Annotated in this window: 22 protein-coding genes and 2 pseudogenes; 12 read left to right on the top strand and 12 right to left on the bottom strand. The window is 71.5% G+C overall.

The window, feature by feature from the left end:
• Positions 1-26: 26 nt before the first annotated feature.
• Both BU198_RS19095 and BU198_RS19090 read left to right on the top strand, forming a co-directional pair.
• Positions 27-629 carry a DUF1772 domain-containing protein gene (locus BU198_RS19095; RefSeq protein WP_188298081.1) on the top strand — a complete coding sequence of 201 codons (603 nt, stop codon included), beginning with the start codon at positions 27-29 and terminating at the stop codon, positions 627-629.
• A 204-nt stretch (positions 630-833) separates the two neighbouring features.
• Entirely contained in the window at positions 834-1,529 is a 696-nt protein-coding gene (locus BU198_RS19090) for a polysaccharide deacetylase family protein (RefSeq protein WP_188298080.1), read from the top strand.
• 93 nt (positions 1,530-1,622) lie between these two features.
• On the opposite strand, the gene BU198_RS19085 is transcribed toward BU198_RS19090, so the two are convergent.
• A complete protein-coding gene (locus tag BU198_RS19085; RefSeq protein ID WP_317620194.1) occupies positions 1,623-2,090 on the bottom strand; it encodes a DUF1772 domain-containing protein in 468 nt (155 codons plus the stop codon).
• 210 nt (positions 2,091-2,300) lie between these two features.
• Between BU198_RS19085 and BU198_RS19080 the strand changes: the two genes are divergently transcribed.
• The 3 genes and pseudogenes from BU198_RS19080 to BU198_RS19070 form a co-directional block, all read left to right on the top strand.
• On the top strand, positions 2,301-3,308 hold the full coding sequence (locus BU198_RS19080) for an AraC family transcriptional regulator (RefSeq protein ID WP_188298078.1): 1,008 nt from the start codon (positions 2,301-2,303) through the stop codon (positions 3,306-3,308).
• Between the two features lie 85 nt (positions 3,309-3,393).
• On the top strand, positions 3,394-3,981 hold the full coding sequence (locus tag BU198_RS19075; protein WP_188298077.1) for a TetR/AcrR family transcriptional regulator: 588 nt from the start codon (positions 3,394-3,396) through the stop codon (positions 3,979-3,981).
• 58 nt (positions 3,982-4,039) lie between these two features.
• Positions 4,040-5,194: pseudogene (locus BU198_RS19070) on the top strand (SGNH/GDSL hydrolase family protein); the annotation flags it as partial.
• Positions 5,195-5,217: 23 nt separating this feature from the next.
• Here BU198_RS19070 and BU198_RS19065 read toward each other — a convergent pair.
• The 6 genes from BU198_RS19065 to BU198_RS19040 form a co-directional block, all read right to left on the bottom strand.
• Positions 5,218-5,883, bottom strand: coding sequence for a 4'-phosphopantetheinyl transferase (locus BU198_RS19065; RefSeq protein ID WP_317620193.1), 666 nt, complete (start codon positions 5,881-5,883; stop codon positions 5,218-5,220).
• 5 nt (positions 5,884-5,888) lie between these two features.
• On the bottom strand, positions 5,889-6,782 hold the full coding sequence (locus BU198_RS19060) for an alpha/beta fold hydrolase (RefSeq protein WP_188298076.1): 894 nt from the start codon (positions 6,780-6,782) through the stop codon (positions 5,889-5,891).
• A 32-nt stretch (positions 6,783-6,814) separates the two neighbouring features.
• Positions 6,815-7,291 (bottom strand): hypothetical protein, encoded by a 477-nt coding sequence (locus BU198_RS19055; protein WP_188298075.1) that lies wholly within the window; start codon positions 7,289-7,291, stop codon positions 6,815-6,817.
• A 104-nt stretch (positions 7,292-7,395) separates the two neighbouring features.
• Complete coding sequence (locus tag BU198_RS19050) at positions 7,396-8,874, bottom strand: FAD-binding protein (protein ID WP_188298074.1); 1,479 nt, start codon at positions 8,872-8,874, stop codon at positions 7,396-7,398.
• A 745-nt stretch (positions 8,875-9,619) separates the two neighbouring features.
• Positions 9,620-11,578, bottom strand: a complete 1,959-nt coding sequence (locus BU198_RS19045) for a flavin-containing monooxygenase (RefSeq protein ID WP_188298971.1) — start codon at positions 11,576-11,578, stop codon at positions 9,620-9,622.
• Positions 11,579-11,622: 44 nt separating this feature from the next.
• On the bottom strand, positions 11,623-12,516 hold the full coding sequence (locus BU198_RS19040) for a class I SAM-dependent methyltransferase (protein ID WP_188298073.1): 894 nt from the start codon (positions 12,514-12,516) through the stop codon (positions 11,623-11,625).
• Between the two features lie 1,606 nt (positions 12,517-14,122).
• Here BU198_RS19040 and BU198_RS19035 point away from each other — a divergent pair.
• From BU198_RS19035 to BU198_RS19015, 5 genes are all read left to right on the top strand, one after another.
• Positions 14,123-14,383, top strand: coding sequence for a hypothetical protein (locus tag BU198_RS19035; protein WP_188298072.1), 261 nt, complete (start codon positions 14,123-14,125; stop codon positions 14,381-14,383).
• 34 nt (positions 14,384-14,417) lie between these two features.
• The gene (locus BU198_RS19030; RefSeq protein ID WP_188298071.1) at positions 14,418-15,404 is read left to right on the top strand and encodes a 3-oxoacyl-ACP synthase III family protein; all 987 of its coding nucleotides are present in this window, start codon (positions 14,418-14,420) and stop codon (positions 15,402-15,404) included.
• On the top strand, positions 15,401-16,156 hold the full coding sequence (locus tag BU198_RS19025) for an SDR family NAD(P)-dependent oxidoreductase (protein WP_188298070.1): 756 nt from the start codon (positions 15,401-15,403) through the stop codon (positions 16,154-16,156). Before BU198_RS19030 ends, BU198_RS19025 begins: the two co-directional genes overlap by 4 nt.
• 1,109 nt (positions 16,157-17,265) lie before the next feature.
• Complete coding sequence (locus BU198_RS19020) at positions 17,266-17,754, top strand: tyrosine protein phosphatase (RefSeq protein WP_188298069.1); 489 nt, start codon at positions 17,266-17,268, stop codon at positions 17,752-17,754.
• A 933-nt stretch (positions 17,755-18,687) separates the two neighbouring features.
• A complete protein-coding gene (locus BU198_RS19015; protein ID WP_188298068.1) occupies positions 18,688-19,332 on the top strand; it encodes a hypothetical protein in 645 nt (214 codons plus the stop codon).
• Positions 19,333-19,846: 514 nt separating this feature from the next.
• Here BU198_RS19015 and tpx read toward each other — a convergent pair.
• The 3 genes from tpx to BU198_RS19000 form a co-directional block, all read right to left on the bottom strand.
• Complete coding sequence (tpx, locus tag BU198_RS19010; RefSeq protein WP_188298067.1) at positions 19,847-20,347, bottom strand: thiol peroxidase; 501 nt, start codon at positions 20,345-20,347, stop codon at positions 19,847-19,849.
• 586 nt (positions 20,348-20,933) lie between these two features.
• Positions 20,934-21,422: an isochorismatase family protein gene (locus BU198_RS19005; protein ID WP_188298066.1), complete on the bottom strand. Its 489-nt coding sequence runs from the start codon at positions 21,420-21,422 to the stop codon at positions 20,934-20,936.
• 112 nt (positions 21,423-21,534) lie between these two features.
• Positions 21,535-21,954: a hypothetical protein gene (locus BU198_RS19000; protein ID WP_188298065.1), complete on the bottom strand. Its 420-nt coding sequence runs from the start codon at positions 21,952-21,954 to the stop codon at positions 21,535-21,537.
• Positions 21,955-22,229: 275 nt separating this feature from the next.
• Here BU198_RS19000 and BU198_RS18995 point away from each other — a divergent pair, with 275 nt between their 5' ends.
• Positions 22,230-22,898, top strand: a complete 669-nt coding sequence (locus tag BU198_RS18995) for a class I SAM-dependent methyltransferase (RefSeq protein ID WP_188298064.1) — start codon at positions 22,230-22,232, stop codon at positions 22,896-22,898.
• Between the two features lie 187 nt (positions 22,899-23,085).
• Here the strand turns inward: BU198_RS18995 and BU198_RS18990 are convergent, their stop codons facing one another.
• Entirely contained in the window at positions 23,086-23,574 is a 489-nt protein-coding gene (locus tag BU198_RS18990) for an SMI1/KNR4 family protein (RefSeq protein ID WP_188298063.1), read from the bottom strand.
• Positions 23,575-24,054: 480 nt separating this feature from the next.
• Between BU198_RS18990 and BU198_RS18985 the strand changes: the two are divergent.
• Positions 24,055-24,546 (top strand): annotated as a pseudogene (locus BU198_RS18985) (linear amide C-N hydrolase); the annotation flags it as partial.
• Positions 24,547-24,780: 234 nt separating this feature from the next.
• Here BU198_RS18985 and BU198_RS18980 read toward each other — a convergent pair.
• A complete protein-coding gene (locus BU198_RS18980) occupies positions 24,781-25,293 on the bottom strand; it encodes a GNAT family N-acetyltransferase (RefSeq protein WP_188298061.1) in 513 nt (170 codons plus the stop codon).
• Positions 25,294-25,752 lie beyond the last annotated feature (459 nt).

The raw sequence follows: 25,752 nt of genomic DNA, 5'->3' as shown, positions 1-25,752 counted from the left end.
GGACCGGGGAGACCGAAGGAATACCTATGCGCGCGAACCAGACCGCGACCCCTGCTTCCTACACCGCCGCCCAGTCCTTCACCGGCCTCGCGCCGGGCGGCACGGCCCCGGCCGTGCCCGGCACCCGGAGCAAGGCCGCCGGGCCGCTGCTGGTCGGCGCCACCATCGCGATGGGCCTGATGGCCGGCCTGTTCTTCGCCTTCGACGTCTCGGTGATGCCGGGCCTGGCGGCGGGCGACGACCGCACCTATGTGACGGCGATGCAGCACATCAACAAGGCGATCGACGGGAACGGCCTGTTCGGCCTGGTCTTCATCGGGGCGTTCCTCGCCACCGGCATCGCCGCCTGGCTCCAGCGCAAGGCCGGACAGCGCCAGGCGGCGCTGTGGGCGGCGGCCGCCACAGCGCTGTACGTGGTGGCGCTGATCGTCACCATGGGCGTCAACATCCCGCTGAACAACGAGCTGGCGGCGGCCGGTGACCCGTCCCGGATCCACGACCTCGCCGCCGTGCGGGCCAAGTTCGCGGACAGCTGGGTGCCGGTCAACATGCTCCGCACCGCGCTCTGCACCGGCGGTCTGCTCGCCCTGACCCGTTCCCTGGTGCTGCACGGCCGCGCGGGGCGCTGAACGCCGTACCCCTCGCAGGTGCCCCCGGCGGAACCCCGCCGGGGGCCTTCGCCGTTCGCGCTCACCCCGTTGACGCCGTTCCTCCGGCCGCCCGTCGCGCGGCTGGCCGATTCCGTTCGCTCGCGACCGGGGACGGGTCGCGGCGGGGGCGCCGCCGGGAGCAGACTGGCCGCGGCACGGGAGTTCCGACCGCAGGGGGCAGGCATGTCCGTACGACCCGTCAGGCGCAGGGCAGTCGGCAGGTTCAGGGCCGCGATCGGCGCGCTCGTCGTCGCCCTGGCGGCGGGCGCGGCGGTGGCCCTGCCCGCCGCGGAGGCGGAGGCGGCCGGCCCCGGGGGCGGCAAGGTGGTCTACCTGACCTTCGACGACGGCCCCAGCCCCGCCCACACGCCCAGGGTCCTGACGACGCTCGCCCGGTACGGGGTGCGCGCGACCTTCTTCGAGATCGGGCAGAACGTCGCCGCCCACCCCTCGCTGACCGCGCAGGTCGCCCGGCAGGGCCACAGCGTGCAGAACCACTCCTGGTCGCACCCGGACCTGCGCAAGCTCTCCGCCTCCGCGCTCAACTCCCAGCTGGTGGACACCGATCGGGCCATCCGCGCGCAGACCGGCCGCACCCCGACGTGCCTGCGCCCGCCGTACGGGGCGGTCAACGGCACGGTGCGCTCGAAGGCCGCGTCGCTCGGCAAGCAGGTCGTGCTCTGGTCGGTGGACCCGGCGGACTGGTCCAGGCCCGGTACGTCCGCGATCCGCTCGCGGGTGCTGAACAACGTCCGTCCGGGATCGGTGATCCTGCTGCACGACGGCGGCGGCGACCGCAGTCAGACGGTCGCCGCGCTGCCCGGGATCATCTCCGCGCTGAAGTCGCGCGGGTACGGCTTCGCCACCCTCTGCGGCTGAGTCCGGTCGGCGGCGGAGGGTGGCTCCGGTCGTGCCCGGGCTCAGCCGGGCACGACGACGGTCGGCCTGTCGGCGGTCAGCCCGTCCTCGGCTTCAGCTGTGCCCGTTGAGGATCAACGCCCAGGCGAGACAGGCCAGGGCGCCGGTCGACAGCAGGGCGCGCAGCACGTTGAACCGCACCCAGCGCGCCTCGAAGCGGCCGCGCACCCCGGCCGGGTCGGTGATCCGCTGCGCCGAACCGGCCTTGGCGAGCTCGTCGTTCAGCGGGATGTTGACCGAGCGGGTGACCCCGATCATGGCGACGTACAGCACCAGGGCGGCGATGGTCGCGGGCAGCACGTCGTGCCCGTCCGAGGGCAGGTGCAGGGCGACCGCGGCGGCGGTGGCGAGCAGGGCGCCGACGAAGCCGAGGACGAACCAGCCGTTCAGGATCGCCACGTTGACGCGCTGCATGACCTCGATGAAGGTCCGGTCCTCGACCCGTGCGAGCGCCGGCATGACCGAGCACGCGTAGGCGTAGAACAGTCCTGCGGTCAGTCCACAGGTGACAGTGGCCGCCACCAGGACGAGTGTGCGTGCCGTTTCCATCGTCGTGAGCCCCTCACTTCTCGCTGCCGGTACCGCTGTCTCGCGGTACCGGTCGCCGCGTCTCGGTCCGTACCCCCGTGGGCAGATCATCCGGCATCCGGGCGGTGTGAGCCACCTCCGTCACTCAAGAGTCCCTCAAATGACGAACCGTCAAATGATGTCCCACCGTCTACACTTGGCGACATGGACACTCTGACGGGACTTCTCGACGGCCCCAAGGCCCGCGGCGCGTTCCTGCTGCGCTCGATCCTCACCCCGCCGTGGTCGCTGCGGATCGAGGACCGGGCCCCGCTCTCGGTGGTGACGATGGTCCGCGGCGACGCCTGGATCCTGCCCGAGCGCGGCACACCGCTGCTGCTGCGTCCCGGGGACGTGGCGATCGTGCGCGGCCCGGAGCCGTACACCGTGGCCGACGACCCGGACACCCCGGTGGACGTGATCGTCGGCCCGGGCCAGGTCTGCACCAAGGACGGGGTGGACGTCTCGGAGGTGATGTCGCTCGGCGTCCGGACCTGGGGCCAGGGCCGCGAGGGCGACAAGGCCTCCTCGGTGGTGCTGTCCGGCACCTACCAGGCCGAGCACGAGATCGGCCAGCGGCTGCTCGGCTGCCTGCCCGCCCTGCTGGTCCGCCCGGCCGGCACCGGCGCCGACGACACCCTGGTGCACCTGCTGGCCGCCGAGATAGGGCGCAACGAGCCCGGCCAGGAGCTGGTCCTGGACCGCATCCTGGACCTGCTGGTGGTCTCCGTCCTGCGCTCCTGGCTGGCCGCCCCCGACTCCGGCGCCCCCGCCTGGTACCGCGCCCAGCACGATCCGGTGGTCGGCCCGGTGCTGCGGCTGATGCACGACGACCCGGCCACCGCCTGGACGGTCGCCGACCTGGCGCAGCAGGTCGGGGTCTCCCGGGCCGGTCTGGCCCGCCGCTTCACCGCCCTGGTCGGCGAGCCCCCGATGGCGTACCTGGCGGGCTGGCGCCTGGCCGTCGCCGCCGACCTGCTGCGCGAGCCCGAGTGCACCGTCGCCTTCGCCGCCCGCAAGGTCGGCTACAGCAATGCCTTCGCCCTCTCGGCGGCCTTCAAGCGGGTGCGCGGCGTCAGCCCGCAGGAGCACCGCCGGCTGGCCGCCACGGGCACCCAGGCCCAGCAGGCGGGCTTCTCGGGGCCGGCGGAGACGGTGATCCTGGCCGGTTGAGACAGGCCTTTCCCATTTGCCTAAACCATTTAGGCAATCCCATACTGTCCGTAGAACGCCGACGCGACCGTACGGGAGAACACGCATGGCAAGGGCAGGGCTGACCGTCGAGCGGCTGGTCGTCGCGGGCGCCGAACTCGCCGACGAGGCCGGCTTCGACCAGGTGACCGTCGCCGCGGTCGCCCGCCGCTTCGGCGTCCGGACGGCCAGCCTCTACTCCCACGTCAAGAGCTCGCAGGACCTCAGGACCCGGATCGCCCTGTACGCCCTGGCGGAACTCGCCGACCTGGTCGCCGACGCCCTCGCCGGCCGGGCGGGCCGCGACGCGCTCGGCGCCTTCGCGGACGCCTACCGCGACTACGCGGCCGGCCACCCCGGCCGGTACGACGCCACCAGGCTGCGCCTGGACACCGAGACGGCCACCGCCAGTGCGGGCGTCCGGCACGCCCAGATGGCCAGGGCGATCCTGCGCGGCTACGACCTGGGCGAACCGGAGCAGACCCACGCGGTGCGGATGCTCGGCAGCGTCTTCCACGGCTACATCAGCCTGGAGGCGGCCGGCGGGTTCAGCCACACCGCGGTCGACGCGCGGGAGTCCTGGGAGTGGATCATCGACTCCGTCGACGCCCTGCTGCGCGCGGGCGGCGCCCGTCCGGGCGGTCGCGCCGGTTGATCCGTCGATCGCACGACGACCTGATGTCCTGATCCATCCGACGAACCGAAGAAGCGCCATGACGACCATCACCACCCCCGTCACCGAGGACCTCCTCCACGGCCACCTCGACGTCGAGCACACCCGCGGCGGCCTGCTGCCGCACCGCCTGCCGGCCCGCGCCCGACGGCAGATCCCGGACGAGCAGCTCGCGATGGCCGAGTCCCAGCCCTCCGGCGTCCGGCTCGCCTTCCGTACCCGGGCGACCACCGTCACGCTGCACGCCGTCCCCACCAAGCGCGCCTACCCGGGCGTCCCGAACGTCCCCGACGGCGTCCACGACCTCCTGGTGGACGGCCGGCTCACCGCGCAGGCCACCGTCCCCGGCGGCAACCTGCGCACCGTCGACCTCGCCACCGGCCGCTTCGAACTGACCGAAGGACCGCCCGGCGCCGCCCGGTTCACCGGCCTGCCGGAGCGGGACAAGACCGTCGAGATCTGGCTCCCGCACACCGAGACCACCGAACTGATCGCCCTCGACACCGACGCCCCGATCGAGCCGGTCCCGACCGGCACCCGCAAGCGCTGGCTGCACCACGGCAGTTCGATCAGCCACGGTTCCAACGCCGCCCACCCCACCGGCACCTGGCCGGCCCTGGTGGCCAACGGCGCCGGACTGGACCTGACCAACCTCGGCTTCGGTGGCGGCGCCCTGCTCGACCCGTTCACCGCGCGTGCCATCCGCGACACCCCGGCGGACCTGATCAGCCTCAAGCTCGGCATCAACCTGGTGAACACCGACCTGATGCGGCTGCGCGCCCTCGCCCCGGCCGTCCACGGCTTCCTGGACACCGTCAGGGACGGTCACCCGGCCACACCGCTGCTGGTCGTCTCCCCGCTGCTCTGCCCGATCCACGAGACGGTGCCGGGCCCGCTGGCCCCCGACTTCAGTGACGGCACCCTGCGCTTCCGCGCCACCGGTGACCCCGCCGACGTCGCCGCCGGCCGTCTGACCCTCACCGTCATCCGCGCCGAACTGGCCCGCATCGTGGCCGAACGCCGGGCCGACGGCGACCAGCACCTGCACCACCTGGACGGACTGGCCCTCTACGGCGAGGCCGAACACGGCCTCCACCCGCTCCCCGACGGGCTCCACCCCTCCCCGGAGGCCCACCGGCTCATCGCGGACCGTTTCGCCGGCCTCGCGCTCGCGCCCGGGGGCCACTGGCCCGGTGAGCCGGCATCGGGACGGCCGTCTCACGCGGCGGCCGCCATCCGAGGCGGAAGCACCAGCGCGGTGACGACCGTTCCATGGCGCACGCCCCAGGAGCCGGTGCGGGCGACCGGGTGGTGCGGGTGGCGGACGGTGAACGTGCCGTCCGCGTGCACGGACACGGTGATGGCCGCGAGGGGCGCCCAGGTGCCGGTCAGCGGATGGACCGCCTTGTAGGCGGCCTCCTTCGCACTGAACAGGACGGTGTCCCAGGGGACGGAGCCCTCGGGCAGCGCGGCGAGGCCCGCGCGTTCGGCTTCGCCGCTCACCAGCCGGAGTACGCCGTGGGGCAGCGGTCGGGCGGGCTCGGCGTCGATCCCGAGCGAGGCGTGCTGCCCGGTGCCGGCGACGGCGCAGGCCGTGTAGCCGTCGGTGTGGGTGATGCTGCCCGTGACACCCGCCGGCCACCGGGGTGCCCCACCCGGACCGGGCAACAGCGGCACCGGCGGCTCCCCGAGAGCGCCGAGCGCCTGGCGGGCGAGCGTCCTCGCGGTGGCGAACTGCCGGCGGCGGCGCGGCGAACGGTCCTGGATGTACGCGGCCTCCAGGGGCAGCAGACGGTCCTCGGACGGGCCGCCGAAGGCCTCGGCGCAGTGGACGTGGGGCGGGAGCAGAGCGGCCAGGACGCCGGCGGGGACGGTGGTGGTCACGGTCGTCAGCGGCCGGCCGTGACCAGCAGGTGGACGTGGTGGGCGATGTGCCGCGGAGTCTCCAGCGGCACCATGTGGCCGGTGCCGGGAATCCGGTGCAGTTCGGCGTGCGGCAGCGCCGAGACGAGCTCCTGACTGAAGCTCGGCTTCACGATCTTGTCCTCGGTGCCGGTGATGACGGTCGTCGGCGCGGTGATCCGTGCCAGGCCTGCCCGTTGGTCCATCTCCCGGGTCGACGCGAAGCAGGCGGCCCGGGTGCCCGGCGGCGTACTGGCGAACAGCCGCCGGTTCGCCTCCCGCGCCGACAGCGAGGCGCTCGGCCCGTGCGTCCCGCCGAGCAGCCGGCGGCCCAGCCACGGCGTCCGCAGGGCCCGGCTGAACAGCTTCGACCCCATCATCCTGACCTCGTTCGCGGGCGTGTTCTGCCCGTGCGAGGCGGTCGAGACCAGCACAAGACCCGCCAGCCGCTGGGTACTTGACCCACCGCGCCCCGCGGAGAGTCCGGCCGCCCACGCGAGCGCGGCGTACCCGCCACCGGAGTGCCCCACCACCACGACCGGCCGCCCCGGCGTGGTCAGCGTCCCGACCACGGTGTCCAGGTCCCGCGCGAGCCGCTCGATGCTGATCGGCTCCCGCCCTGCCGTCGACGAGGCGTGCCCCCGCTGGTCGTACGTCGCCACCGTGTGCCCGGCTGCCGCGAGCTGCTGCGCGGTGGCGTGCCAGACCGTGCGGGAGGCCGCCCAGCCGTGGACGAGCAGCACCAGCGGCCGGCTCGGATCGGGCTCGCCCGGCTGGTGGACCGTGATGGCGAGCTGCGCGTGGTCGTCGGTGGTCGCGGTGTGGTCGGTGGTGGTGACGGCCTGCTCGGCGGGGAGTGCGGGGATTTCGGTGATGGTCACGGTGGCCTCCTTTTCCCGGGGCTTTTCGTTTCTCAGTTCTGATGGGCGGTCTTGAGGTGGCGGTGGAGGTTGGCGAGGGCGTTCTGGGTGGCGGTGGTGTGCTTGGCGGTGAGGTTGGTGAGGCGGTGGAGGAATTTGGCGAGGCGGTGGGGTGTGGTGGCGAAGGTGATGGTGAGCCGGGTCTGGGTGTTGTTGTGGAGGGGGGTGAGGGTGTACGTGGTGGTGCCGTGGAAATGGCCGGTGTGGGACTGGGTGAGCTGGGCGTTGGGGGTGATCTGGGTGGTGGTGGAGGTGAAACGGAGTTTGGGGCCGGGTTTGCCGACGCCGCCGGTGTGGATGGTCGTGGTGGTGGTTCCGCCGGACTGGTGGGGCGGGGTTGGACCGGGCTGGTGGGTGTTGTGGGGGTGCCACCAGGTGGTCTTTCCGTTGAGTTCGCTGATGATGGCGTCCCAGACGGCCTGGGTGGGGTGGTTGAGGAGGGTCTGGTCGGTGTGGTGGATGGCGTGCATGGGGTATCCGTTCCGGGAGGTTGCGAGTGGGTGATGCGACGCTCTGGCCGGGAATCCGATGCGGTGCCGGATTCCCTTTTTCTGTTTCCGGTGTGGTTTTGGTGTTAGGGGAAGATGTTTTGGCCGGGGGTGAGGGTGTGGGTGGGGTCGTAGGTGTTTTTGGCGGTGGTGAGGGTGGTCCAGTGGGGGCCGTAGTGGGTTTGCCAGTCGTGGGGGGTCATGTGGGGGATGGCGCCGACGAGGTAGCGTTTTGCGCCGAGTTGGGTGGCGGTGTTGTAGAGGGTGCGGTTGCGTTGGAGGGCGGGTTGGGGGTTGGTGTCGGGGTGGGGGAAGGTGAGGAGGTCGAAGAGGTAGGTGGTGGGTTCGTTGGGGGTGATGGCGAGGGGGTGGGTGAGTTTGTTGGTGTGGAAGGGGTAGCAGAGGAGGAGGCCGGCGCCGATGTCTTGGGGGGTGATTTGGGGGAGGGCGTGGTTGAGGAATTGGGGGGTGGTGGTGGCGGGGAGGAAGAGGGAGAGCCAGGGTTTGGGGGCGTTCCAGTAGCCGAGGTTTTTGATGGTGTCGGCGAAGGTGTCGGCGCGGTGGGTGTAGTCGTGGTAGGTCTGGTCGGTGATGTCGGTGGTGGTGGGGTTGAGGTTGGTGAGGAGGGGTGTGGGGTTGGGGGTGGTGGTGTTGTAGTGGGCGACGGCTTCGATTTTGTAGCGGGGGGGTTGTCCGTTGGGTTGGATGAGGATTTCGCCGATTTGGGAGGGGAAGCGGCCGTCGTTGAGGATGGTTTGTTGGTCGGTGAGGAAGGTGTGTTGGTCGTTGTAGGTGAGGGTGAAGACGCGGGCGTTTTTGGGGGCGGGGATGAGTTTGAGGGTGGCGCGGGTGATGATGCCGACTTGGCCGGCGCCGGCGAGGGCGGTGTGGAAGAGGGTGGGGTTGTGGGTGGGGGAGGCGGTGAGGATGCGGCCGGTGCCGGTGACGATTTCGATGGATTCGACGGTGTCGGCTTGGAGGCCGTGTTTGTGGACGGTGGAGCCGATGCCGCCGACGCTGATGGTGCCGCCGATGGAGAGGTGGAGGTAGTCGGTGAGGCAGGGGGGTGTGAGGTTGTGGGTGAGGGTGGCGTCGGTGAGTTGGGCCCAGGTGACGCCGGCGTCGACGGTGGCGTTGGTGGGGGTGATGGCGTGGATGCGGTTGAGGGCGCGGGCGTTGATGCTGATGCCGCCGGCGACGCCGGCTTGGCCGTAGTTGGAGTGTGATTCGAGTTCGGTGCCGGTGCCGCTTTGGCCGTTCATGGCGACTTTGAGGTTGTTGCGGCGGGCGTAGTTGATGATGGTGGCGATGTCGGCGGGGCCGGTGGGGGTGAGGACGGCGTAGGGGGTGGTGGTGGTGAGGCGTCCGAAGTCGTGGGCGTGGGTGTCGCGGGTGGTGGTGTCGGTGGTGAGGGTGCCCTGGATGGGGGGCAGGGGGGTGATGCGTCCGGGGGTGGGGGTGTCGGTGGTGGTGGCCCAGGTGCGGGTGGTGGTGTTGAAGCCGATGACGGTGGCGGTGGCGCCGGTGAGGATGGTGCGCCTGGTTGGTGTGGGTCGGTGGTTCATGGTGGGGTCTCCTGGTGGGTGGCGTGGGCGGGGTGGTGTGGCCGGGTCTGCGCGGGACGGTGGTCCTGGGTGGGGTGGTGTTGTAAGTCCGGTGTGTTTCGGGGTGGTTGTGGTGTCGCGGGGGTGAAGCGGCCCCGGCCGGGGGGGGGTTGGGTGGTGTCCGGGGTTTCTGTTCTGTGTTGGTGTTGTTGGTTGTTGTGCGGGTTTGTCTGTTGTGTTGTGGTGTCGTGTGCGTTCTGGCCGGTGGTGTGACTGTCTGGTGTCCGGCGTCGTTGTGTTCGGGGCTTTCGTGCCGTGTTGGTGCGGTCCTGTACTGAGCCCCGTGTCGTGTCGTGTGGTTGTGGGCCGGGTTCTGTTGTGGGGCTGGGCGTGGCCGCGTATGGCGTTGTGGGTTTCGCTGGGTTCTGTGCCGGGCTCGGGGGTTCCCGTGGTGGGCTTGGTCTGTGTTGTCCTGGGCCGGCGTGGTGTCCGGCGCGGTGTCCGGGGTTCCCGGGCTGTGCGGTGCCCGCCCGGTGCTGTGCCTGTGGTGTGCCGTGCCCGCCTTGTGGGGTGCTCGTCCTGTGCCCGGGGTTGTGCCTGCGGTGTGCGGTGCCCGCCCTGTGCTGTGCCTCGTTCCCGGTGTTGTGCCCCGGTGTTGTGTTCGCCCTGTGCTGTGCCTCGTTTCCGGTGTTGTGTCCTGGTGTTGTGTGTTGGGGCCGGCGTGCCGGCGGGCCGGCTGGTGGGGTGGTGGGGTGGTGGGGTGGTGTTAGGGGGTGTGGTTGGTGTGGGTGGTGGTTTGGTAGTTGGTGAGGTCGAAGGTGTGGGTTTGTTGGCGGTAGCGCCAGGTGTAGGTGGGCCAGATGGAGGGGTTGTTGCCGTGGTTGTCGGTGTACCAGCTGTGGCAGCCGCCGGTGTTCCAGACGGTGTTTTTGAGGCGGTTCTGGAGGGTGTGGTTGTAGGTGGTCTGGGCGTGGGGGTGGACGTTGACGCTGGTGAGGTGGTGGGTGTCGAGGGTTTTGATGGCGGCGAGGATGTAGGTGATCTGGGCTTCGATCATGACGGTTTGTGAGGAGTGGCCGAGGGTGGTGTTGGGGCCGAGGAGCATGAAGAGGTTGGGGAAGCCGTGGATGGTGGTGCCGCGGTGGGCGGTCATGCCGTGGTGGTTCCAGGTGTCGGCGAGGGTGGTGCCGTGTTGTCCGTGGATGAGGTGGGCGATGGGGCGGTCGGTGGCGTTGAAGCCGGTGGCGAGGATGATGGTGTCGGTGTGGCGTCGGGTGCCGTCGGCGGTGGTGATGTGGGTGGGGCCGATGTGGGTGATGGTGTCGGTGATGATGTCGACGTTGGGTTGTTGGATGGCGGGGTACCAGGTGTTGGAGAAGAGGAGGCGTTTGCAGCCGACGGTGTAGTCGGGGGTGAGGAGTTTGCGCAGGGTGGGGTCGGGGACGGATTTTTTGAGGTGGCCGGCGGCCATGTTCTTCATGCCGGTGGTGCGGGTGGGGCGGGACATGAAGAACGCGACGATTTCGCGGCCGTGTTTGTTGAGGTTGCGGCGTAGGTGTTGGTAGCCGGGGAGGTGGCGCAGCATCCAGGTGTGGCGGGGGGTGTTGGGTTTGTCGGGTTTGGCGGCGATCCAGGGGGGTGTGCGCTGGTAGAGGTGGAGTCGGGTGGTGTGGGGTTGGATGGCGGGGACGAACTGGATGGCGGAGGCGCCGGTGCCGATGACGGCGGTGGTGCGGCCGGTGAGGTCGTGGTCGTGGCGCCAGCGGGAGGAGTGGAAGACGGTGCCGGTGAAGGTGTCGAGGCCGGGGATGTCGGGGGTGTGGGGGTCGGAGAGGTAGCCGGTGCCGGTGACGAGGATCTGGGCGGTGTAGTGGCCGTGGGTGGTGTGGATGTTCCAGTGCTGGTGGGTGTCGTCCCAGGTGGCGTTGTGGAGTTCGTGGTTGTGGCGCAGGTGGGGTTCGACGCCGTAGCGCTTCGCGCAGTCGCGTAGGTAGGTGTGGACTTCGTTCTGGGTGGCGAAGGTGGATTTCCAGTCGGGGTTGCGGGCGAAGGAGAAGGAGTAGAGGTGGGCCTGGACGTCGCAGGCGCAGCCGGGGTAGGTGTTGTCGCGCCAGGTGCCGCCGATGTCGTCGGCGCGTTCGAAGACGAGGAAGTCGTCGATGCCGGCTTTGAGGAGGTTGATGGCGGTGCCGAGGCCGGAGATGCCGGCGCCGATGACGGCGACTTTGAGGTGGCGTACGGCGAGGTCGCCGGCTGAGGTGGTGGCGGTGGTGTCCTGACGGGCGCCCGCGGTGCCCGTGGCGGTGGCGGTGGCCGTGCCCGTGGCGGTGCCCGTGGCGGTGGCGGTGTCCGGGGTGATGGTGCCCGCGGTGTTCGTGCCCGCGGCGACCGCGGTACCCGTGCCCGTGCCGGTGGTGGCGGTGTTCGTGGCCGTGGCGGCCGTGGTGGTGTTGTCCGCGGTGGTCGCGCCGGTGGTGGTGGCGGTGGTGGTGCCCGTCGCGCTCGCGGTGCTCGCGCCCGTGGTGGTGTCGGTGTGTGTGGTGCTCGTGCCCGTGGTGCCCGTGCGGGTGGTGTTCGTGGCGGTGTCTGCGGTGTCCGTGTGGGTGGTGTTCGCACTGGTGGTGTTGGTGTGGGGGGTGGGGGTCACCCCCGCCGTTGGGGTTGTGGTGGTGGCCGGTGTGGTGGTGGCCGTGGTGGTGGGGTTGGGGGCGGGGGTGGTGGTCATGCGTCGGTGTCCTCTTTTCGGGTGTGCGCGGTGGGTCTTGGGGGTCAGGCGCGGCGGGTGAGGGTGACGCGGAAGTTGTTGAAGATGTGGTCTTCGAGGGTGTAGGCGAAGATGTCGAGGTAGCGCTCGAAGCGGGCGACGGTGGTTTCGTCGGTCATGGTGACGGCTTCGTCGCGGCGGGTGGCGAGGAGTTGGAGCCAGGCGCGGCAGGCGCGGGCGAAGGATTCGGGTTCGTTGCGGATTTCGGTGACTTCGAAGAGGCCGTCGAGGCCGGTGGCGAGTTCGGGGAGGCGGGGGATGTGGCAGCCTTCGAATTCTTCGCGCTGGAGGAATTTGAGGTCGTCGAGGAGCCGGCGGCGCAGTGGGGGGTTTTCGACGGTCATGGTGTGCAGGACGAAGCGGGCGCCGGGCTTGAGGAGGGAGTGGACCTGCTTGAAGAAGACGCGGTAGCGCTGGGTGCGCTCTTTGGGGGTGAGGGAGGAGAGGACGAAGTGTTCGAGGGCGTTGATGCAGAACGCGGCGTCGTAGGGGGCGTGGCCTTCGGGGAGGCGGTGGTCTTCCCAGCTTTCGACGCGGGCTTCGATGGCGGGGTTGTTGAGGGCGTCGACGAAGTCGGCCTGGGTGCGGGAGAGGGTGACGCCGACGGCTTTTTTGACGCCGTGGACGGTGGTGAGGCGGTTGAGCATGGTGCCCCAGCCGCAGCCGATGTCCAGGACGGTGTCGGTGTGGGCGGCGCGGGCGAGGTCGGTGAAGGCGTCGAGTTTGCGTTCCTGGGCTTCGTCGAGGACGGTGACGAGGTCTTCGCCGTCCTCCCAGTAGCCGCCGGAGTACATCATGGTGGGGCCCAGGATGAGCCGGTAGAGCTCGTTGGGGACCTCGTAGTGGTGGCGGATGGCCTCGACGTCGGGGTTGATGGAGCGGGCTTCGACGGTGGTCATGGGATGGGGCCCCTCGGTTGATGGTGGTGGACGGTGTGGGTCGGGCTGCGGGCTGTGTGCCGGTGCGGCCCGTATCGCGGCGGGTCTGAAGCCGCGGGTGGCGCGGTGTCCGGGCCGGGCTGTGGGTCGGGCCTGGCCGCCGCCGTGTGGGTGGCGGGTGCCCGTCGCGGTGTGAACGGCCTTGCGGGGATGCTGCGTTGGCGTGTGCCTGCCGTGCCGTGCCGGGTTGGGTGCTCGGTGTGGCCTGAAGCCGCGGGTGGTGCCGGGTGGTGCGGTCGGGTTGTCTGTGCCGGCGGGCGGGGTGCTCGGCGGGTGCCGTGTGGTGTGGGCGGCCAGGGCCGTTGAAGCTTCCCTTTTCCGGGCTGTGCCGGGCTGGATGCCCGGCGGCTTTCCGTCCTGGAGCGAACGGCTTTGCAGAGGTGCCGTGTTGGTGCGTGGTGCTGTTCGGGGTGGACGGCCTGGCCGCCGGTGGCCCTGGGCTTGCCGGTCCGGGCTGGGTGCCCGTCGCGGTGTGAACGGCCTTGCGGGGACGCTGCGTTGGCGTGCGCCTGCCGTGCGGTGTCGGGTTGGGTGCCCGGTGTGGCCTGAAGCCGCGGGTGGTGCCGGGTGGTGCGGTCGGGCGGTCTGTGCCGGCGGGCGGGGTGCTCGGCGGGTTGCCGTGTGGTGTGGGCGGCCAGGGCCGTTGAAGCTTCCCTTCTCCGGGCTGTGCCGGGCTGGATGCCCGGCGGCTTTCCGTCCTGGAGCGAACGGCTTTGCGGAGATGCCGTGTTGGTGCGTGGTGCTGTTCGGGGTGGACGGCCTGGCCGCCGGTGGCCCTGGGCTTGCCGGTCCGGGCTGGCTGCCCGGCGGATGCTGTCCGGCGTGAACGGCCTTGCGGGGCCGCTGCGTTGGCGTGGCCCGTGCCGTCCCGTTCCGTTGGTGTGTGCCGTGCCGGGTTGGGTGTCCGGTGTGGCTTGGTGGTGGCTGGTGGTGCGGGTTGTTGCGTGGGTTGTGCGGGCCGGGGCCGGGGTGGGGGTGGTGTGCGGGCGGGTGCGGTGTGTTGTGGGGTCAGGTAAGCGTGTGTCTCGCAAGCGGTCCGCAAGGGGGTGTGGGGGTTGCGGGTTGCGGGCTGGTTGCGTGGGGGCGGGTTTCATGCGGTTTCGGCAAGACACGCGGCCCCCACGGCCTTCCCGGGGGGTGCTTCGGTTCCCGGGTGGTGTTGTCCGTTGTTCCCGGGGTGCGGGGTGCCTGGTTGTTCCCGGGGTGTTGCCAGGACGTGCACTCGTCCGCCTGAACGCCTGCTCGCCTGAACGTCTGCTGGCCGGTTTCTGCCGGTTGTCGGTGGTTCAGTCCCTGCCGGGTCGGCTTCGCCGGCCGGTGGGCCCGGCCGGCTTGGCCGGTCGGCCCGCGGGCCGGTTGGCTTCGCCGGTTCGCCGGTCGGCTTGGCCTGGTCGGCCCGCGGGCCGGCTTGGCCGGTCGGCTTGGCCGGTTGGCCTGGTCGGCCCGCCGGTCGGTTTGGCCGGTTGGTGGGCTGGGTGGGTGTGGGTGTTGGGGGGTTCGTCCTGACCTGTTCTTTCGGCGCGTTGACGGCGCTCACGGAGGTGGGCGTGGAGAGGAACGATCACTGATGTCTCGGATTCCCACGATCGAGGACCTGGCGGAGCAGCTTCAGGCGGTGTCGGGTGCGCGGGAGATTGATGCGGACGCGGCGTTGCAGCACATCGCGGATGTGGATTCGCTGGATCTGATGGAGTGGTTGTACGGGTTCCAGAACGACTATCCGCACATTCCGGCGGACGAGTCGTTGTTCGCGGACATCGACGACACGACGACGTTGCGGGTGGTGCACGAGCGGATCCTGGCGTTGGTGCCGTCGGCGGGTCGCTGAGAGGGGGGTGGGGGTCGGGGAGAGGGGTGGGGTGATGAGTGGTTTCGATGTCGCCGGTTGGGGGATGTCGGTGCCCGAGCGGGTGGTGACGAGTGCGGAGCTCGCGGAGCGTTTCGGTGTGGATGAGCACTGGATCGTGTCGCGGTGCGGGATCCGTGAGCGTCGGGCGGTGGGTGTGGGGCAGACCACGGCGTCGATGGCGGTTGAGGCGGGGCGTCGGGCGTTGGAGCGTGCGGGTCTGTCGGGTGCGGATATCGCGCATCTGATCGTGGCGACGGCGACTCCGGAGCAGCCTTCGCCGGCGACGTCGGCGTTCGTGCATGACGGGCTGGGGATCGCGGGCAGTGCGCATGATGTGAACTCGGAGTGTGCGGGGTTCGTGTATGCGCTGGTGACGGCGGTGGGTCTGTTGCGGATGGATCCGCGTCCGATCCTGGTGATCGGTTCGGACACGCATACGCTGACCGCGAATCCGGCGGACCGGGATCTGTCGATCCTGGTGGGGGACGGGGCGGGTGCGGTGGTCCTGGTGCCGGGTGCGGTGGAGCGGGTGCGGGCGTGGAACCTGGGTGCGGACGGCTCGTGCAAGGACAGTCTGAAGGTCCTGGCGGGGGGTGCGCGGATGCCGACGACTGCGGAGACCGTCGCGGCGGGTCTGCATTACGCGCAGATCAACGGTAACGAGATCTATCTGAACGCGGTGCGGTACACGGTGCGTACGATCCGCGAGACGCTGGAGCAGGCGAAGATCACGCCGGCGGAGGTGGATCATGTGGTGCCGCATCAGGCGAACATCCGGATCATCAACTCGGTGCTGTCGCATACGGGTATTCCGGCGGACCGGCTGGTGACGAATCTGGAGCGGTACGGCAACACGGCGTCGGGGTCGATCCCGATCGCGTTGGCGGAGGCGTTGGACGCGGGGCGGATCAGGGACGGTGACACGGTGTTGCTGGCCGGGTTCGGTGCGGGGATGACGTGGGGTTCGGTGCTGCTGACGTGGGGAGGTGCGGGCCGGTGAGCGCCAGGGGCGTGTTCGGGGTGCGTCCGCAGGCGCCGGTGGCGCTGGTGACGGGCGCGTCCGGGGGGCTGGGCGGTGAGCTGGCGCTGGCGTTGGACGCGGCGGGCTGCCGGGTCGCGGTGCACTACAACAGTTCCCGTGAGGGTGCGGAGAAGGTCGCCGCCCGGTTGGTGAACGAGCATGTGCTGGTCACGGGCTCGGTCGCGCACTGGGATGCGGTGACGCAGATGTACGGGCAGGTGGAGGCGGCGCTGGGGCCGGTGGACGTGCTCGTCAACAACGGGGCGATCCGCCGGGATTCGCTGATGGCGATGCAGGATCCGGTGCAGTGGCGGGAGGTGATCGACACGAACCTGGTGGGTTCCTTCCACACGGCGCGGGTGTGTGTGCCGGCGATGCTGCGTGCGCGGTGGGGTCGGGTGGTGAACGTCGTGTCGCCGTCCGCGTTGATCGCCACGGCGGGGCAGACCGCGTACTCGGCGTCCAAGGCGGGGCTGATCGGGCTGACCCGTACGCTGGCGGCGGAGTGCGGGCGGCGGGGGGTGACGGTCAACGCCCTGTCGCCGGGGTTCATGATCACGGGGATGACGGACACGCTGCCGGAGCATGTGGTGGCGGGGATGCGGGAGAAGGTCCCGGTGCCGCGGTTCGTGACCCCGCGTGAGGTCGCCCGTTCGATCGGTCTGTTCCTCGACCAGGACTGCATGACGGGGCAGGTCATCAGCATCGACTCCGGCGCCTCCATCACCTGACCGGCCCGGCCCCCGGCCTGTCCCAAGGCCCGGCCCCGGCCACGGCCAGGGGTCGGGTGCCGGCCGGTGCGGTGCGGTCCGCCGGTCCGTGGGGTTCGCGGTCCGCGGGTTGTCCCCGGTGTGCCCCTTCTTCGTTCCGGCGTGTGCCGGCGGGACGAGGAAGGGGCATTTCCGTGTTCCGCGCCCCCGGGGGGTGCCGGTGTCCGGGCGGTGGTGTGATCACGAGGCCGTCCGGGGCCGGGTGAGGGTGGTGCCGGTGGCCGGTGGTGGTTGCCGGTTGCCGGTTGGCGGCCTGGGGGCGGGTGGGCGCGCAGGTGGGGTTTCGCGTGGGGGTGTGGCCGGTGCGGGTGTGGTCGGGGGGTGTACGTCCCGGGCCGTGGCCGGTTCCCGGGCGGGGGGCGGATGCGGTGGCGCGCGGGAGGGCGGCGGCCGGGTCGTCGCCGGCCGGTGGTCCGGCGCGGTGTCGTCGCCGGTGGAGTGGTGGAACCGTACGGGCTGCCGTACGGGCCCTCGTACCGGTCGCTGTACCGGTCTCCGTACGGGCCGTCGTACCGGTCTCCGTGCGGGCCGTCGCACCGGCTGCCGCATCGGTTGCGGTGGGGGTGGGGTGTCGGTGTGTTGTTCGCCGTCCGGGGCTGTGGTGTCTTCGCGGGGCGGGTCGGCGGGGTGGGTCGGCGGGGTGGGTCGGTGGGGCGGTGGTGCGGGTGTTTTCGCCTGTGGTGTCGTTGTTTTCGGGGGTGTGGCCGGTGGCGGACCGGGATGGTATTACGATCCCGGTGGGGGTTGTGTTCCTGCCTGTTCTTGGGGCGGTGCCGGTGCGGGATGGCGTGCGTCTGCTGCGGCTTGTGCACTCTCGGGGGTTCTGTGAAGGCCCGCTGGCCGTGTCCGGGGCCGGATTGCGGCGCGTGTTCGTGGGCTTGGTGGCCACGGGGGAGGAACGTGCCGCCGCCGTGGGCGGTCAGGGTGTTCTCGGCCGGGTTCTCCGGCGTTTTGTGTGAGGCGGCCGTCCCCCTGTCCCGGGCTTGGGCGGGTTTTGTGCCGGGCCCGGCGGGCCTCTGTCCCTGTTGTCCGGACACCGTCTGATTCCATCGACCGGAAGTGCTGCTGACATGCGACCCGGCTTTTTCACTGTTGACGTCCCCGGTCCGGGGCGGCTGAGCACCATGGCCAGACCTCGTGGTTTCGACTGGCTCGAAGACGAGATGGCCGCGCTGGGCGGCCACGGTGTCGACATCCTGGTCAGTGCGCTGACCGGTCCCGAAGCCGGCGAACTCGGTCTCGTGGACGAGCCCCGGCAGGCTCTCGCCGCCGGGTTGCGGTTCGTCGCGATTCCCGTCCCCGACCGCACGGTTCCCGACCTTGCCACGGTCCTGCCCGTCCTTCGCGGGCTCGCGGGGCAGCTGCGCGACGGCGCACACGTCGTCACCCACTGCCGGGCCGGCATCGGACGCTCGTCCCTGCTCGCCGCATCGCTCCTGATCCTCAACGGCATCGATCCCGGCATCGCCTGGGAGCGGATCGAGCGCGCTCGCGGGCTCGCCGTCCCGGACACGGCCGAGCAGCGGGAGTGGACGATGAAGCTGCTCGCATACGTGTGATGCCGGTATGCCGGATTGCGCGGGGTGTTCCGGGCGGCATGGCTTTCGGTGGCATCGCGGTTGCGGGCAGGGGCGGGTCCTGCGAGGGCGGTGGCCGGGGTGGGGTGGCCGGGGTGGGGTGGCCGGGTGCATCGCCTTGGTGGTCGGTGTCGGGTGGTTGCGGGAGCCTCCGGTCCTGGCGTTGCGTCAGCATGGCGGGGAGGGAACGGACATGCCGGGCCGGGCCGGGGCAGGAGCGGGTGAGGGTCGTTCGGGGGAGGGTGTGCGCGGTGTCGGGCCTGTGGCGTGCCGCTGTGGGAGGTGTGCGGGCGGTATGGGGGCGCAGGCGCGGCAGTGACCGGTGTGCGGGGGCGGGAGGCGGGCGTCTGGGGATGGGGCGGGAGGACCGCGGGCGCGTCGGGCACGTCTCGTCGGTCACTGCGGGAACCGGCCGGTCGAGGGCCGAATGCCCTGCCGTTCGGCCTGTTCGGGGAGCGGATGCCCTTGGTGGGGTTGTTGCCGAACCGCGGTCACGTGCCGGGCGCCTCATCTGGTGAGTCCGGGGGAGCGTGGCCGTTTGCGGTTGCTGCCGAACCAGCGGTCGCCGGCCCGGTCGCCGGGGTCTGGGCGCCGTGTCCTGGGGCGGGGAGTCCGGGTCCTGGGTGATGTGGTGATTGCCGGTGTGCGGCATCCCCTGGGCGTGGGGTGGCACTTCCCGTGAAAGTTGGTACTCGATCCATGGCGTGTCCTTGGCGGGGCGGCCTGATGGGCGTGGAATCGTGTTGCCGCGGCCGGTCCGGCTGTATTCAACACTCATCCGCCCATGTGCTTCAGGCCGGTGGAATCGGCCGGGTGCCGTAGCCGGGGGCTGCTGTTTTGTCGCGGCCTCTGCTGTTGTGTACCGGGGATCCATCGGGCGCACTATGGGTTGCACCGGGAGAAGTGAGGCGCGGTATGGGAAAGTTCGAAGACGGGGTCGACGCTGCTCTTGAGGCCGGCGGGGGTTTCTGGTTCTTCAAGGGTGGCAAGGCTCTGAAGACCGATTCCAGTGGCGACACTCTCAAGTTCAACCCTGACAGCATCACTGCGCAGGGGTACTGGCCTGCTCTGCGGGGGACCGGGTTCGAGGACGGTGTCGATGCTGCCACGGCGGCCGGTGGGGGTTTCTGGTTCTTCAAGGGCGGCAGGGCTTTGAAGACCGATTCCAGTGGCGACACCCTCAAGTACGAAGTCGCCCCTGTCACCACGAAGGGGTACTGGCCCGCGCTGCGGGGGACCGGGTTCGAGGACGGGGTCGACGCTGTCCTTGAGGCCGGCGGGGGTTTCTGGTTCTTCAAGGGTGGCAAGGCTTTGAAGACCGATTCCAGTGGCGACACTCTCAAGTTCAACCCTGACAGCATCACTGCGCAGGGGTACTGGCCTGCTCTGCGGGGGACCGGGTTCGAGGACGGTGTCGATGCTGCCACGGCGGCCGGCGGGGGTTTCTGGTTCTTCAAGGGCGGCAGGGCTTTGAAGACCGATTCCAGTGGCGACACCCTCAAGTACGATGTCGCCCCTGTCACCACGCAGGGGTACTGGCCCGCGCTGCGGGGCGTGTAGCAGGCATTGGCACGGGCGGCCGGCTCTCGCGCTCACGAGCGCGGGAGGGCGCTCGGGTGCGTGGGGGGAGTCCTGCCGGCGCAGGCCGGCGCCGTATGTGGACCGTGACCTGGTCGAGGCCGCGCAGCCGCGGCTGCGGGTGCTGTTTGCCTTCCACGGTCGCGTGGTGTGGGGCTTCGGCCGTTGTACGGGGTGTGCGTCCCGCGCGTGGTGTTGCGGTGGTCACGCCGGTGGGTGGCAGGTGGCGGGTGGCATGGTGGTGGGCGGGTTCGCCGTACGGGCCTGTGGACGTCGGTGGGTGGACGGTCCGTGGGGATGGTCGTCCTGGTGGTGGCGGGTCTTCCTCCGGGGGCGGGTCTTCCTCCGGGGGTGGTGCGGCCGTCCGGGGTGCGTCGGGCTGGTCTGGGTGTGCGGCGGCCCGCCTCCTGGGCCGTGTCCTCGGAAGGGGATCGTGGCAGGGGCGGGCCGTCGTGGGAACACGGGGTGGCACCGGTCAGGGGTGGTGCCGGGTGGGTCAGTTGAGGACGGCGAGTGCGGCCTCGTAGTTCGGCTCGTCGGCGATCTCGGCGACGAGTTCGGTGTGCAGGACGGTGTCGTTCTCGTCGAGGACGACGACGGCGCGGGCGGTCAGGCCGGCCAGCGGGCCGTCGGCGATCGCCACGCCGTAGGTGTCGTGGAAGTCCCGGCCGCGCAGGGTGGAGAGGGTCTTGACGTTCTCCAGGCCCTCGGATCCGCAGAACCGGGCCTGGGCGAACGGCAGGTCGGCGGACACGCACAGCACCACGGTGTTGTCGAGGGAGCCGGCCTGGGTGTTGAAGGTGCGCACCGAGGTCGCGCAGGTCGGGGTGTCGATGCTGGGGAAGATGTTCAGGACCTTGCGCTTGCCCGCGAAGTCCTTCAGGGACACGTCCGCGAGTCCTTCGCCGACGAGCGTGAACGCCGGCGCCTGGCTGCCGGCGGTGGGCAGCGCGCCACCGACCTGCACCGGGTTCCCCTTCAGCGTGACCTGAGCCATGAAAAGCCTCCTAGCGGCGGTGTACGGGATGCAACGCCGCCGATCCTACTGCCCGCTCCCGTCCCGTCCCCGCCGCGGGCCGCACCCCCGGGGGGACGGGGCCCCGGGACGGCCTCGGGGGACGGGCTCCGGGGGACGGGTCCCGGGGTGGGGCGGGGCGGGTTCTTCCTGTGCCGCCGCTGCACGGACCGCCGGACCGCCGGACCGCGGGCCCGGCGCGCCCACCGGCCGGTGGGCCGGAGCGTCCGCTCGCCCGTCTGTGGGTCTGTCGTGTCCGTTGTCTGTCGGGGTGTGGGGGCCGGTTGTGCGGTGCGGTCGCGGGCTGTCGTTCCGGTGGTGTGCCGGGAGCGGGTTGTGCGGGTCTCGGCGGTGGGGTGTGCGGGGTCCGGTTGTGGGCGGGCCCCGTTGTTCCGGTGTTCAGCCGGTGGTGTCGGCGCTCTCGTGGCGTTCCGGTGAGCCGGGTGATCGGCGTCATGGACGTGTCCGGCCTCGCGGTCACGATTCCCCCAAGGGGGGGTCGTGCAGGGACCGTTGTGGTGTCCCGTGTCGGGTCGGTACCTGTCGGGGCCGGTTCGCCGGGTGGGTGTCAGGTGTAGTCGGCGGTATTCCGTACCTCGCCGAAGCGGGGGAAGATCCGTTCGATGGTGAAGTCGTGTTCGTCCGCGGTCGGTGCGGACATCGCGTCGGTGACGAACTCCAGTCGGTAGCCGTGGTCGGCGGCGGCCCGTGCGGTGGACTCGACGCCCATCGTGGTGACCAGTCCGGCGATGACCAGGGTGTCCGCGCCCAGTGTGCGCAACTGCGCGTCGAGGCCGGTGTCGTGGAACGCGCCGATGGTGTGTTTGACCACGATGGTGTCGCCGTCGTGGACGAGGCCGTCGGCGAAGTCGCTGCCGGGCGGCTGCTCGGCGACGTTCGGGCGTTCCACCCGGACCTGCACCACCGGCCGGCCGCCGGCCCGGAACGCTTCGGCCAACGCGCGGCAGCGCGCGAGTACTTGGCCGCCGGTGTGCGGGGCGAGGGGGAGGGCGATGATGCGTGGCATCAGGTCGATGAGGATCAGTGCGGAGGCCATGACGGACGATCGTAGGGCCGTGCGGTGTACCGGGGGACGCGGGTGGCCGGTGTGCCGCACGGTGTGTGGCCGGTGGTGCGGGCGGCGCCGGGGCCGGCCCGGGCAGTGTGCGTCAGTCGGGGGAGCGGGGTGTGTGGTCGTCGGCGGGTGCGGGGCGGGGCAGCATCTGCCGGGCCTGGGCGAGTGTCACCTTGTCGTCGGTCCAGGAGTAGACCTCCAGCAGGGACAGGCGGCCGCCGTGGGTGAAGAGCAGGACCCCGCCTGCGCACTGGCCGTCCTGGCCGGTCAGTTCCGCTTCGGCCGCGATGACGGCCTTTGCCGGGCCCGCCGGCGCCGTGGCGGTGGCGGTGGCGGTGACCGTGGTGGTGGTGTCCGGTTCGAGTTCGAGGGAGGCCGTGCCGCATCCGCAGCCGCAGCGTTCCTGTATGCGCAGGTGGGGCAGTTGTGCGCGCAGCGCCTGGTGGTCCGGGTCGTCGGCGTGGAGCAGGGCGTCGAGCATGCCGGCCACGTCGGGGGGAAGGGCGTGCGTCATGCGCTGCACTGTAGGGGGCCCGCGGCGACGGCGGTGGGCCCGGGTGTGGTGGCGGCGCACGGCCGGGCTGCCGGGTGTGGCGGGGGACGGTTCGGGCCGGGCGCGGGCAGTGCGGCGGGTCCGGGCGTGGGGGAGTCGAGGTGACGGCAGCGGGGGCGGTGGTGTGTCCGGTGCCGGCCGGGCCCATGCCCACGCCGGCCCGGTCCGGGTGTGGGGGTCGAGGTGACGGGGCCGGGGGTGGTGGTGTGTCGGTGGTGGCTGGGAGGATGCCGGCCATGGGTGCCCATGGCGATGTCATCGCCGCGTACTGGGATGCGGTCGCGTCGTCCTTCGACGACGGGCCCGATCACGGGCTGAGGGCCGGGCCGACGCGTGCGGCGTGGGCGCGGCGGCTTCGGGGGTGGGTGCCGGCGGGTCCGGTGGGCGGCGGTCTCGATGTTCTGGATGCCGGGTGCGGGACCGGTTCGCTGTCCCTGCTCCTGGCGCAGGCCGGGCATCGGGTGACGGGTGTGGACCTGTCGCCGGGGATGGTCCGTCAGGCGCAGGGGAAGCTGGCGGCCGCGGGTGTGCCGGGCCGTTTCCTGGTGGGTGACGCCGCGGCGCCGCCGACCGGCGGGCAGGCGTTCGACGTCGTGTTGTCGCGGCACCTGGTGTGGACGCTGCCTGACCCTGTGGCCGCGTTGCGGCAGTGGGTGGCCGGGCTTCGGCCCGGCGGCCGGCTGGTGCTGGTCGAGGGCCGGTGGGGCGGGAGCAGCGGTGTGCCGTATGCCGACGGGGCGCGGCAGTTGGTGCTGCCGTGGATGGGCGGGGTGGGCGCCGAGGACCTGGCGCACGCGGTGCTGCCGCTTGTCGCGGGTGTGCGGATCGAGCCGCTGAGTGCGGACGCGGATCTGTGGGGCGGCCCGGTCGATGACGAGCGGTACGCGCTGATCGCCCGTGTCTGAGGGGTGCCGGGCGGGGCGGGCCTTGTCGTGCCTGCCGGGTGTCCGGGGCGGTCCTGTCGTGTCGTGCGGGCGGGGGTGCGCCGAAGCCGGTCTTCGGTGTCCGGGCGGGTTCGGCTGTCTCGGCTGCCTCGACCCGGACGGGCGTGGCGCCGGGCGGTGGTTGCGGCATGGCGGCAGGGGTGTTGGGTCAGCAGTGCGGGCAGTCGGTGGGGACGGGCGGCTGCGGGAAGTCCTCCCGGCCGTCGAGCCAGCCGGTGAGGCGCTCGGCCAGGGTGAACCGTTCGGGAAAGAGGCGATGGCGCGCGCACGCGCCGTGCGGGTCCCAGCCCCACATCCGTCCCTCGGGGGTGCTGAAGTCGACGAGTGACCAGATCGCGCAGCCCCAGGTCAGCAGCGGCACCACCGGCGTCGGGTAGTCCTGGCCGTATCCCTCGCGCCAGGCGAGGTACGCCTCCAGCACGGGCGGTTCGTCCCCGTCCTCGGTGAGGGACAGGGCGCTGTCCCACCGTCCGAACCCGCCGTTTGCGACGTCGAGGTAGATCCGTCTGAGCAACGCGGGCATGGGGTGCCCCACCGCGGCTTCCAGATCGGCGACGGCCTGCGGCGGGGCGGGCGGCGGCAGCGGTGCGGGCCGGGCCTGTCCACGGATCCGGTCGATGATCTCGTCGTCGGTCATGCGGCAGTGGTATCAGCCGCCGCTGTCAGTACCCGCACAGGACCGGGACGAGCCCGGACGAGCCCGGACGAGGCGGCTTCGGAACGCGTTGCCGGGGTGGCTGCGGTGCGCCGTGCCGGGAACACCCGGACCGCGGTGCCGGGGCGTCTGCGGTCCCGGTGGTGCGTGGAGCGGGCTGCGGGCTGCGGGGTGTTGGGATTGTGGGGGTTGCGGGGAGTGTCGCGCGGGCCGAACGGGTGAGCCGGCGGGTGTCCGGGGGCCGGTTCGTGGCGGGGCGATCAGGCTGTGGGGCATGTGCACACGATTCCTGTGGTCGTCGCTGGGCAGTCCCGGCCGGGGCAACCTGCTGGTGGGCCGGAGCATGGACTGGTACCAGGACACCGGGACGGTTCTGGCGGTGCGTCCGCGCGGTGTGACCCGCGAGAGCATCCCGCACGACCCCGGTGACCCCGGCGCTTTCACCCGGGCGGTGACTCGGCCGTCGTGGAGTTCCTCGACGGCAGGACCTGTGTGCACCACGGTCCCCAGTACACGGTGATGGCGAACTCGCCCGTGTACGACGAGCAGTTGGAGCCGCAGCAGCGGTACCCGGCGCACGGCGGCGACCAGCCGCTGCCCGGAGGCGTCGACTCGCCGGACCGTTTCGCCCGCGCCGCGTACTACTGCGTACGGCTTCCGGACACCTCGGACGCGCGCGAGGCCACGGCGTACGCGTTCAGCGTGATCCGTGACGCCTCGGCCCCGTTCGGCACGGCGGACGAGTACCGGCCGAACATCTCGACCACCCGCCGGCGCACCGTCGCCGACCTGACCGAGCGGCGGTACTTCTTCGAGTCCACCACGAGCCCGAACGTGGTGTGGACCGAGCTGTCGCAGCTGGACTTCGCGGCGGGCGGCCCGGAGCGCAGGCTCGACCCGGTGGCCGAGCCCGACCGGGTCGGCAACGTGAGCGGCCGGTTCACAGCGGTGTGACGCCCGCCCCGGCACCCGGGCCGACCCGGCAGGCCCCGGCAGGCCCGGGGAGGCCCGGTAGGCCCGGGGAGGGCGGTGTCCGCGTGGTGCGGGCCGCCCGGTTCGGCGGCGGCGCCCGGTGACTCCGGGAGCGCACGGCCTTGAGGGCGGCGCTCTCCACAGGAGACACAGCGGGCACCGCAGCCGGCGGCCGCGGTGCGGGGCGCGGCCGTGCGCCCCGCACCGCGGGGCGGGTCAGATGCCGAACGGTGCGGCGTAGCGGACGGTTCCGCCGGGCAGCGGGTGGCCGGCGTCGAGGGTGAGGGCCATCAGGGCCTCGTCCGGGACGTCGATGCTCAGTCCGATGCCGTGGACGCCGGCACGGGTGAAGCCGAACCGGGGGTAGTAGGCCGGGTGTCCCAGGACGACGACGTGGTGCTCGCCCGTGTCCTTGGCCGCCTTGAGTGCGGCGCGGATGACGGCGGAGCCGGCGCCGCTCCTCTGCTGCCCGGGCCTGACGGCGCACGGTGCCAGGCACAGCGCCGGGGTGTCGCCGATGTGGCAGCGGGTCAGCAGGGCGTGGCCGGCGATGGCGCCGTTCCCGTCTGCCGCGACGAGGGAGAGGCCGTCGATCCATGCGTCCGCGTCGGCGCGCAGGGCGTCGACGAGATCGGCCTCCGCCTCGGTACCGAAGGCGGCGAGGTTGATGTCACGGATGGCGGGAATGTCGGCGCGGGTCTCGGCGCGCGTGGTCCAGGTGGTGCTCATGCTGGATGAAGATCCGTTCAGGACGGTGTTCGTGTGGGCGCCCCGCGAGCTCACGCTCCCGGCAGGGCAGGGCAGGGCAGGGCAGGGCAGGGCAGGGCAGGGCGAAGTCAGGCCACGGCCCGGGACGCGAGGCAGACCCGGACGCTGCGCACGGTGGCCCTGGGTACGGTCATCGACCTCACCTCCCCTGCTTCTCCAACTCCTGGTCGGACACGAACGGAGGCCACCGTACAGGAGGCTCTCCGACGTGCGCACGCGCGTTTTCGTGTTCGGATCCCCGGGCGTCTTCGCTGCGGGGAGCAGCGGCGCCCCGAGGCGGCCGGGCCGGCCCGCACCGGATCCGACGTCCCTGCGGGCCGCTGAAGCCCCCGGGCTGCCGAGGTCCCCGGGCCTCGCGGCTCCTGTCCGGTGCGGTGCCGGTGCCCGCGCGCCGCGACGAGCGCTTTTCCGGGCGCGGGC

The sequence above is a fragment of the Streptomyces sp. CBMA156 genome (assembly GCF_014596515.1).
Classification (GTDB): domain Bacteria; phylum Actinomycetota; class Actinomycetes; order Streptomycetales; family Streptomycetaceae; genus Kitasatospora.
This window is presented reverse-complemented; position numbering and strand designations above follow the sequence as displayed.

Coding starts and splice junctions, on each gene's coding strand:
- BU198_RS19095 (WP_188298081.1), top strand. CDS start 27: ATGCGCGCGAACCAGACCGCGACCCCTGCTTCCTACACCGCCGCCCAG.
- BU198_RS19090 (WP_188298080.1), top strand. CDS start 834: ATGTCCGTACGACCCGTCAGGCGCAGGGCAGTCGGCAGGTTCAGGGCC.
- BU198_RS19080 (WP_188298078.1), top strand. CDS start 2,301: ATGGACACTCTGACGGGACTTCTCGACGGCCCCAAGGCCCGCGGCGCG.
- BU198_RS19075 (WP_188298077.1), top strand. CDS start 3,394: ATGGCAAGGGCAGGGCTGACCGTCGAGCGGCTGGTCGTCGCGGGCGCC.
- BU198_RS19055 (WP_188298075.1), bottom strand. CDS start 7,291: ATGCACGCCATCCACCACACCGACCAGACCCTCCTCAACCACCCCACC.
- BU198_RS19050 (WP_188298074.1), bottom strand. CDS start 8,874: ATGAACCACCGACCCACACCAACCAGGCGCACCATCCTCACCGGCGCC.
- BU198_RS19045 (WP_188298971.1), bottom strand. CDS start 11,578: ATGACCACCACCCCCGCCCCCAACCCCACCACCACGGCCACCACCACA.
- BU198_RS19040 (WP_188298073.1), bottom strand. CDS start 12,516: ATGACCACCGTCGAAGCCCGCTCCATCAACCCCGACGTCGAGGCCATC.
- BU198_RS19035 (WP_188298072.1), top strand. CDS start 14,123: ATGTCTCGGATTCCCACGATCGAGGACCTGGCGGAGCAGCTTCAGGCG.
- BU198_RS19030 (WP_188298071.1), top strand. CDS start 14,418: ATGAGTGGTTTCGATGTCGCCGGTTGGGGGATGTCGGTGCCCGAGCGG.
- BU198_RS19020 (WP_188298069.1), top strand. CDS start 17,266: ATGCGACCCGGCTTTTTCACTGTTGACGTCCCCGGTCCGGGGCGGCTG.
- BU198_RS19015 (WP_188298068.1), top strand. CDS start 18,688: ATGGGAAAGTTCGAAGACGGGGTCGACGCTGCTCTTGAGGCCGGCGGG.
- tpx (WP_188298067.1), bottom strand. CDS start 20,347: ATGGCTCAGGTCACGCTGAAGGGGAACCCGGTGCAGGTCGGTGGCGCG.
- BU198_RS19005 (WP_188298066.1), bottom strand. CDS start 21,422: ATGGCCTCCGCACTGATCCTCATCGACCTGATGCCACGCATCATCGCC.
- BU198_RS19000 (WP_188298065.1), bottom strand. CDS start 21,954: ATGACGCACGCCCTTCCCCCCGACGTGGCCGGCATGCTCGACGCCCTG.
- BU198_RS18995 (WP_188298064.1), top strand. CDS start 22,230: ATGGGTGCCCATGGCGATGTCATCGCCGCGTACTGGGATGCGGTCGCG.
- BU198_RS18990 (WP_188298063.1), bottom strand. CDS start 23,574: ATGACCGACGACGAGATCATCGACCGGATCCGTGGACAGGCCCGGCCC.
- BU198_RS18980 (WP_188298061.1), bottom strand. CDS start 25,293: ATGAGCACCACCTGGACCACGCGCGCCGAGACCCGCGCCGACATTCCC.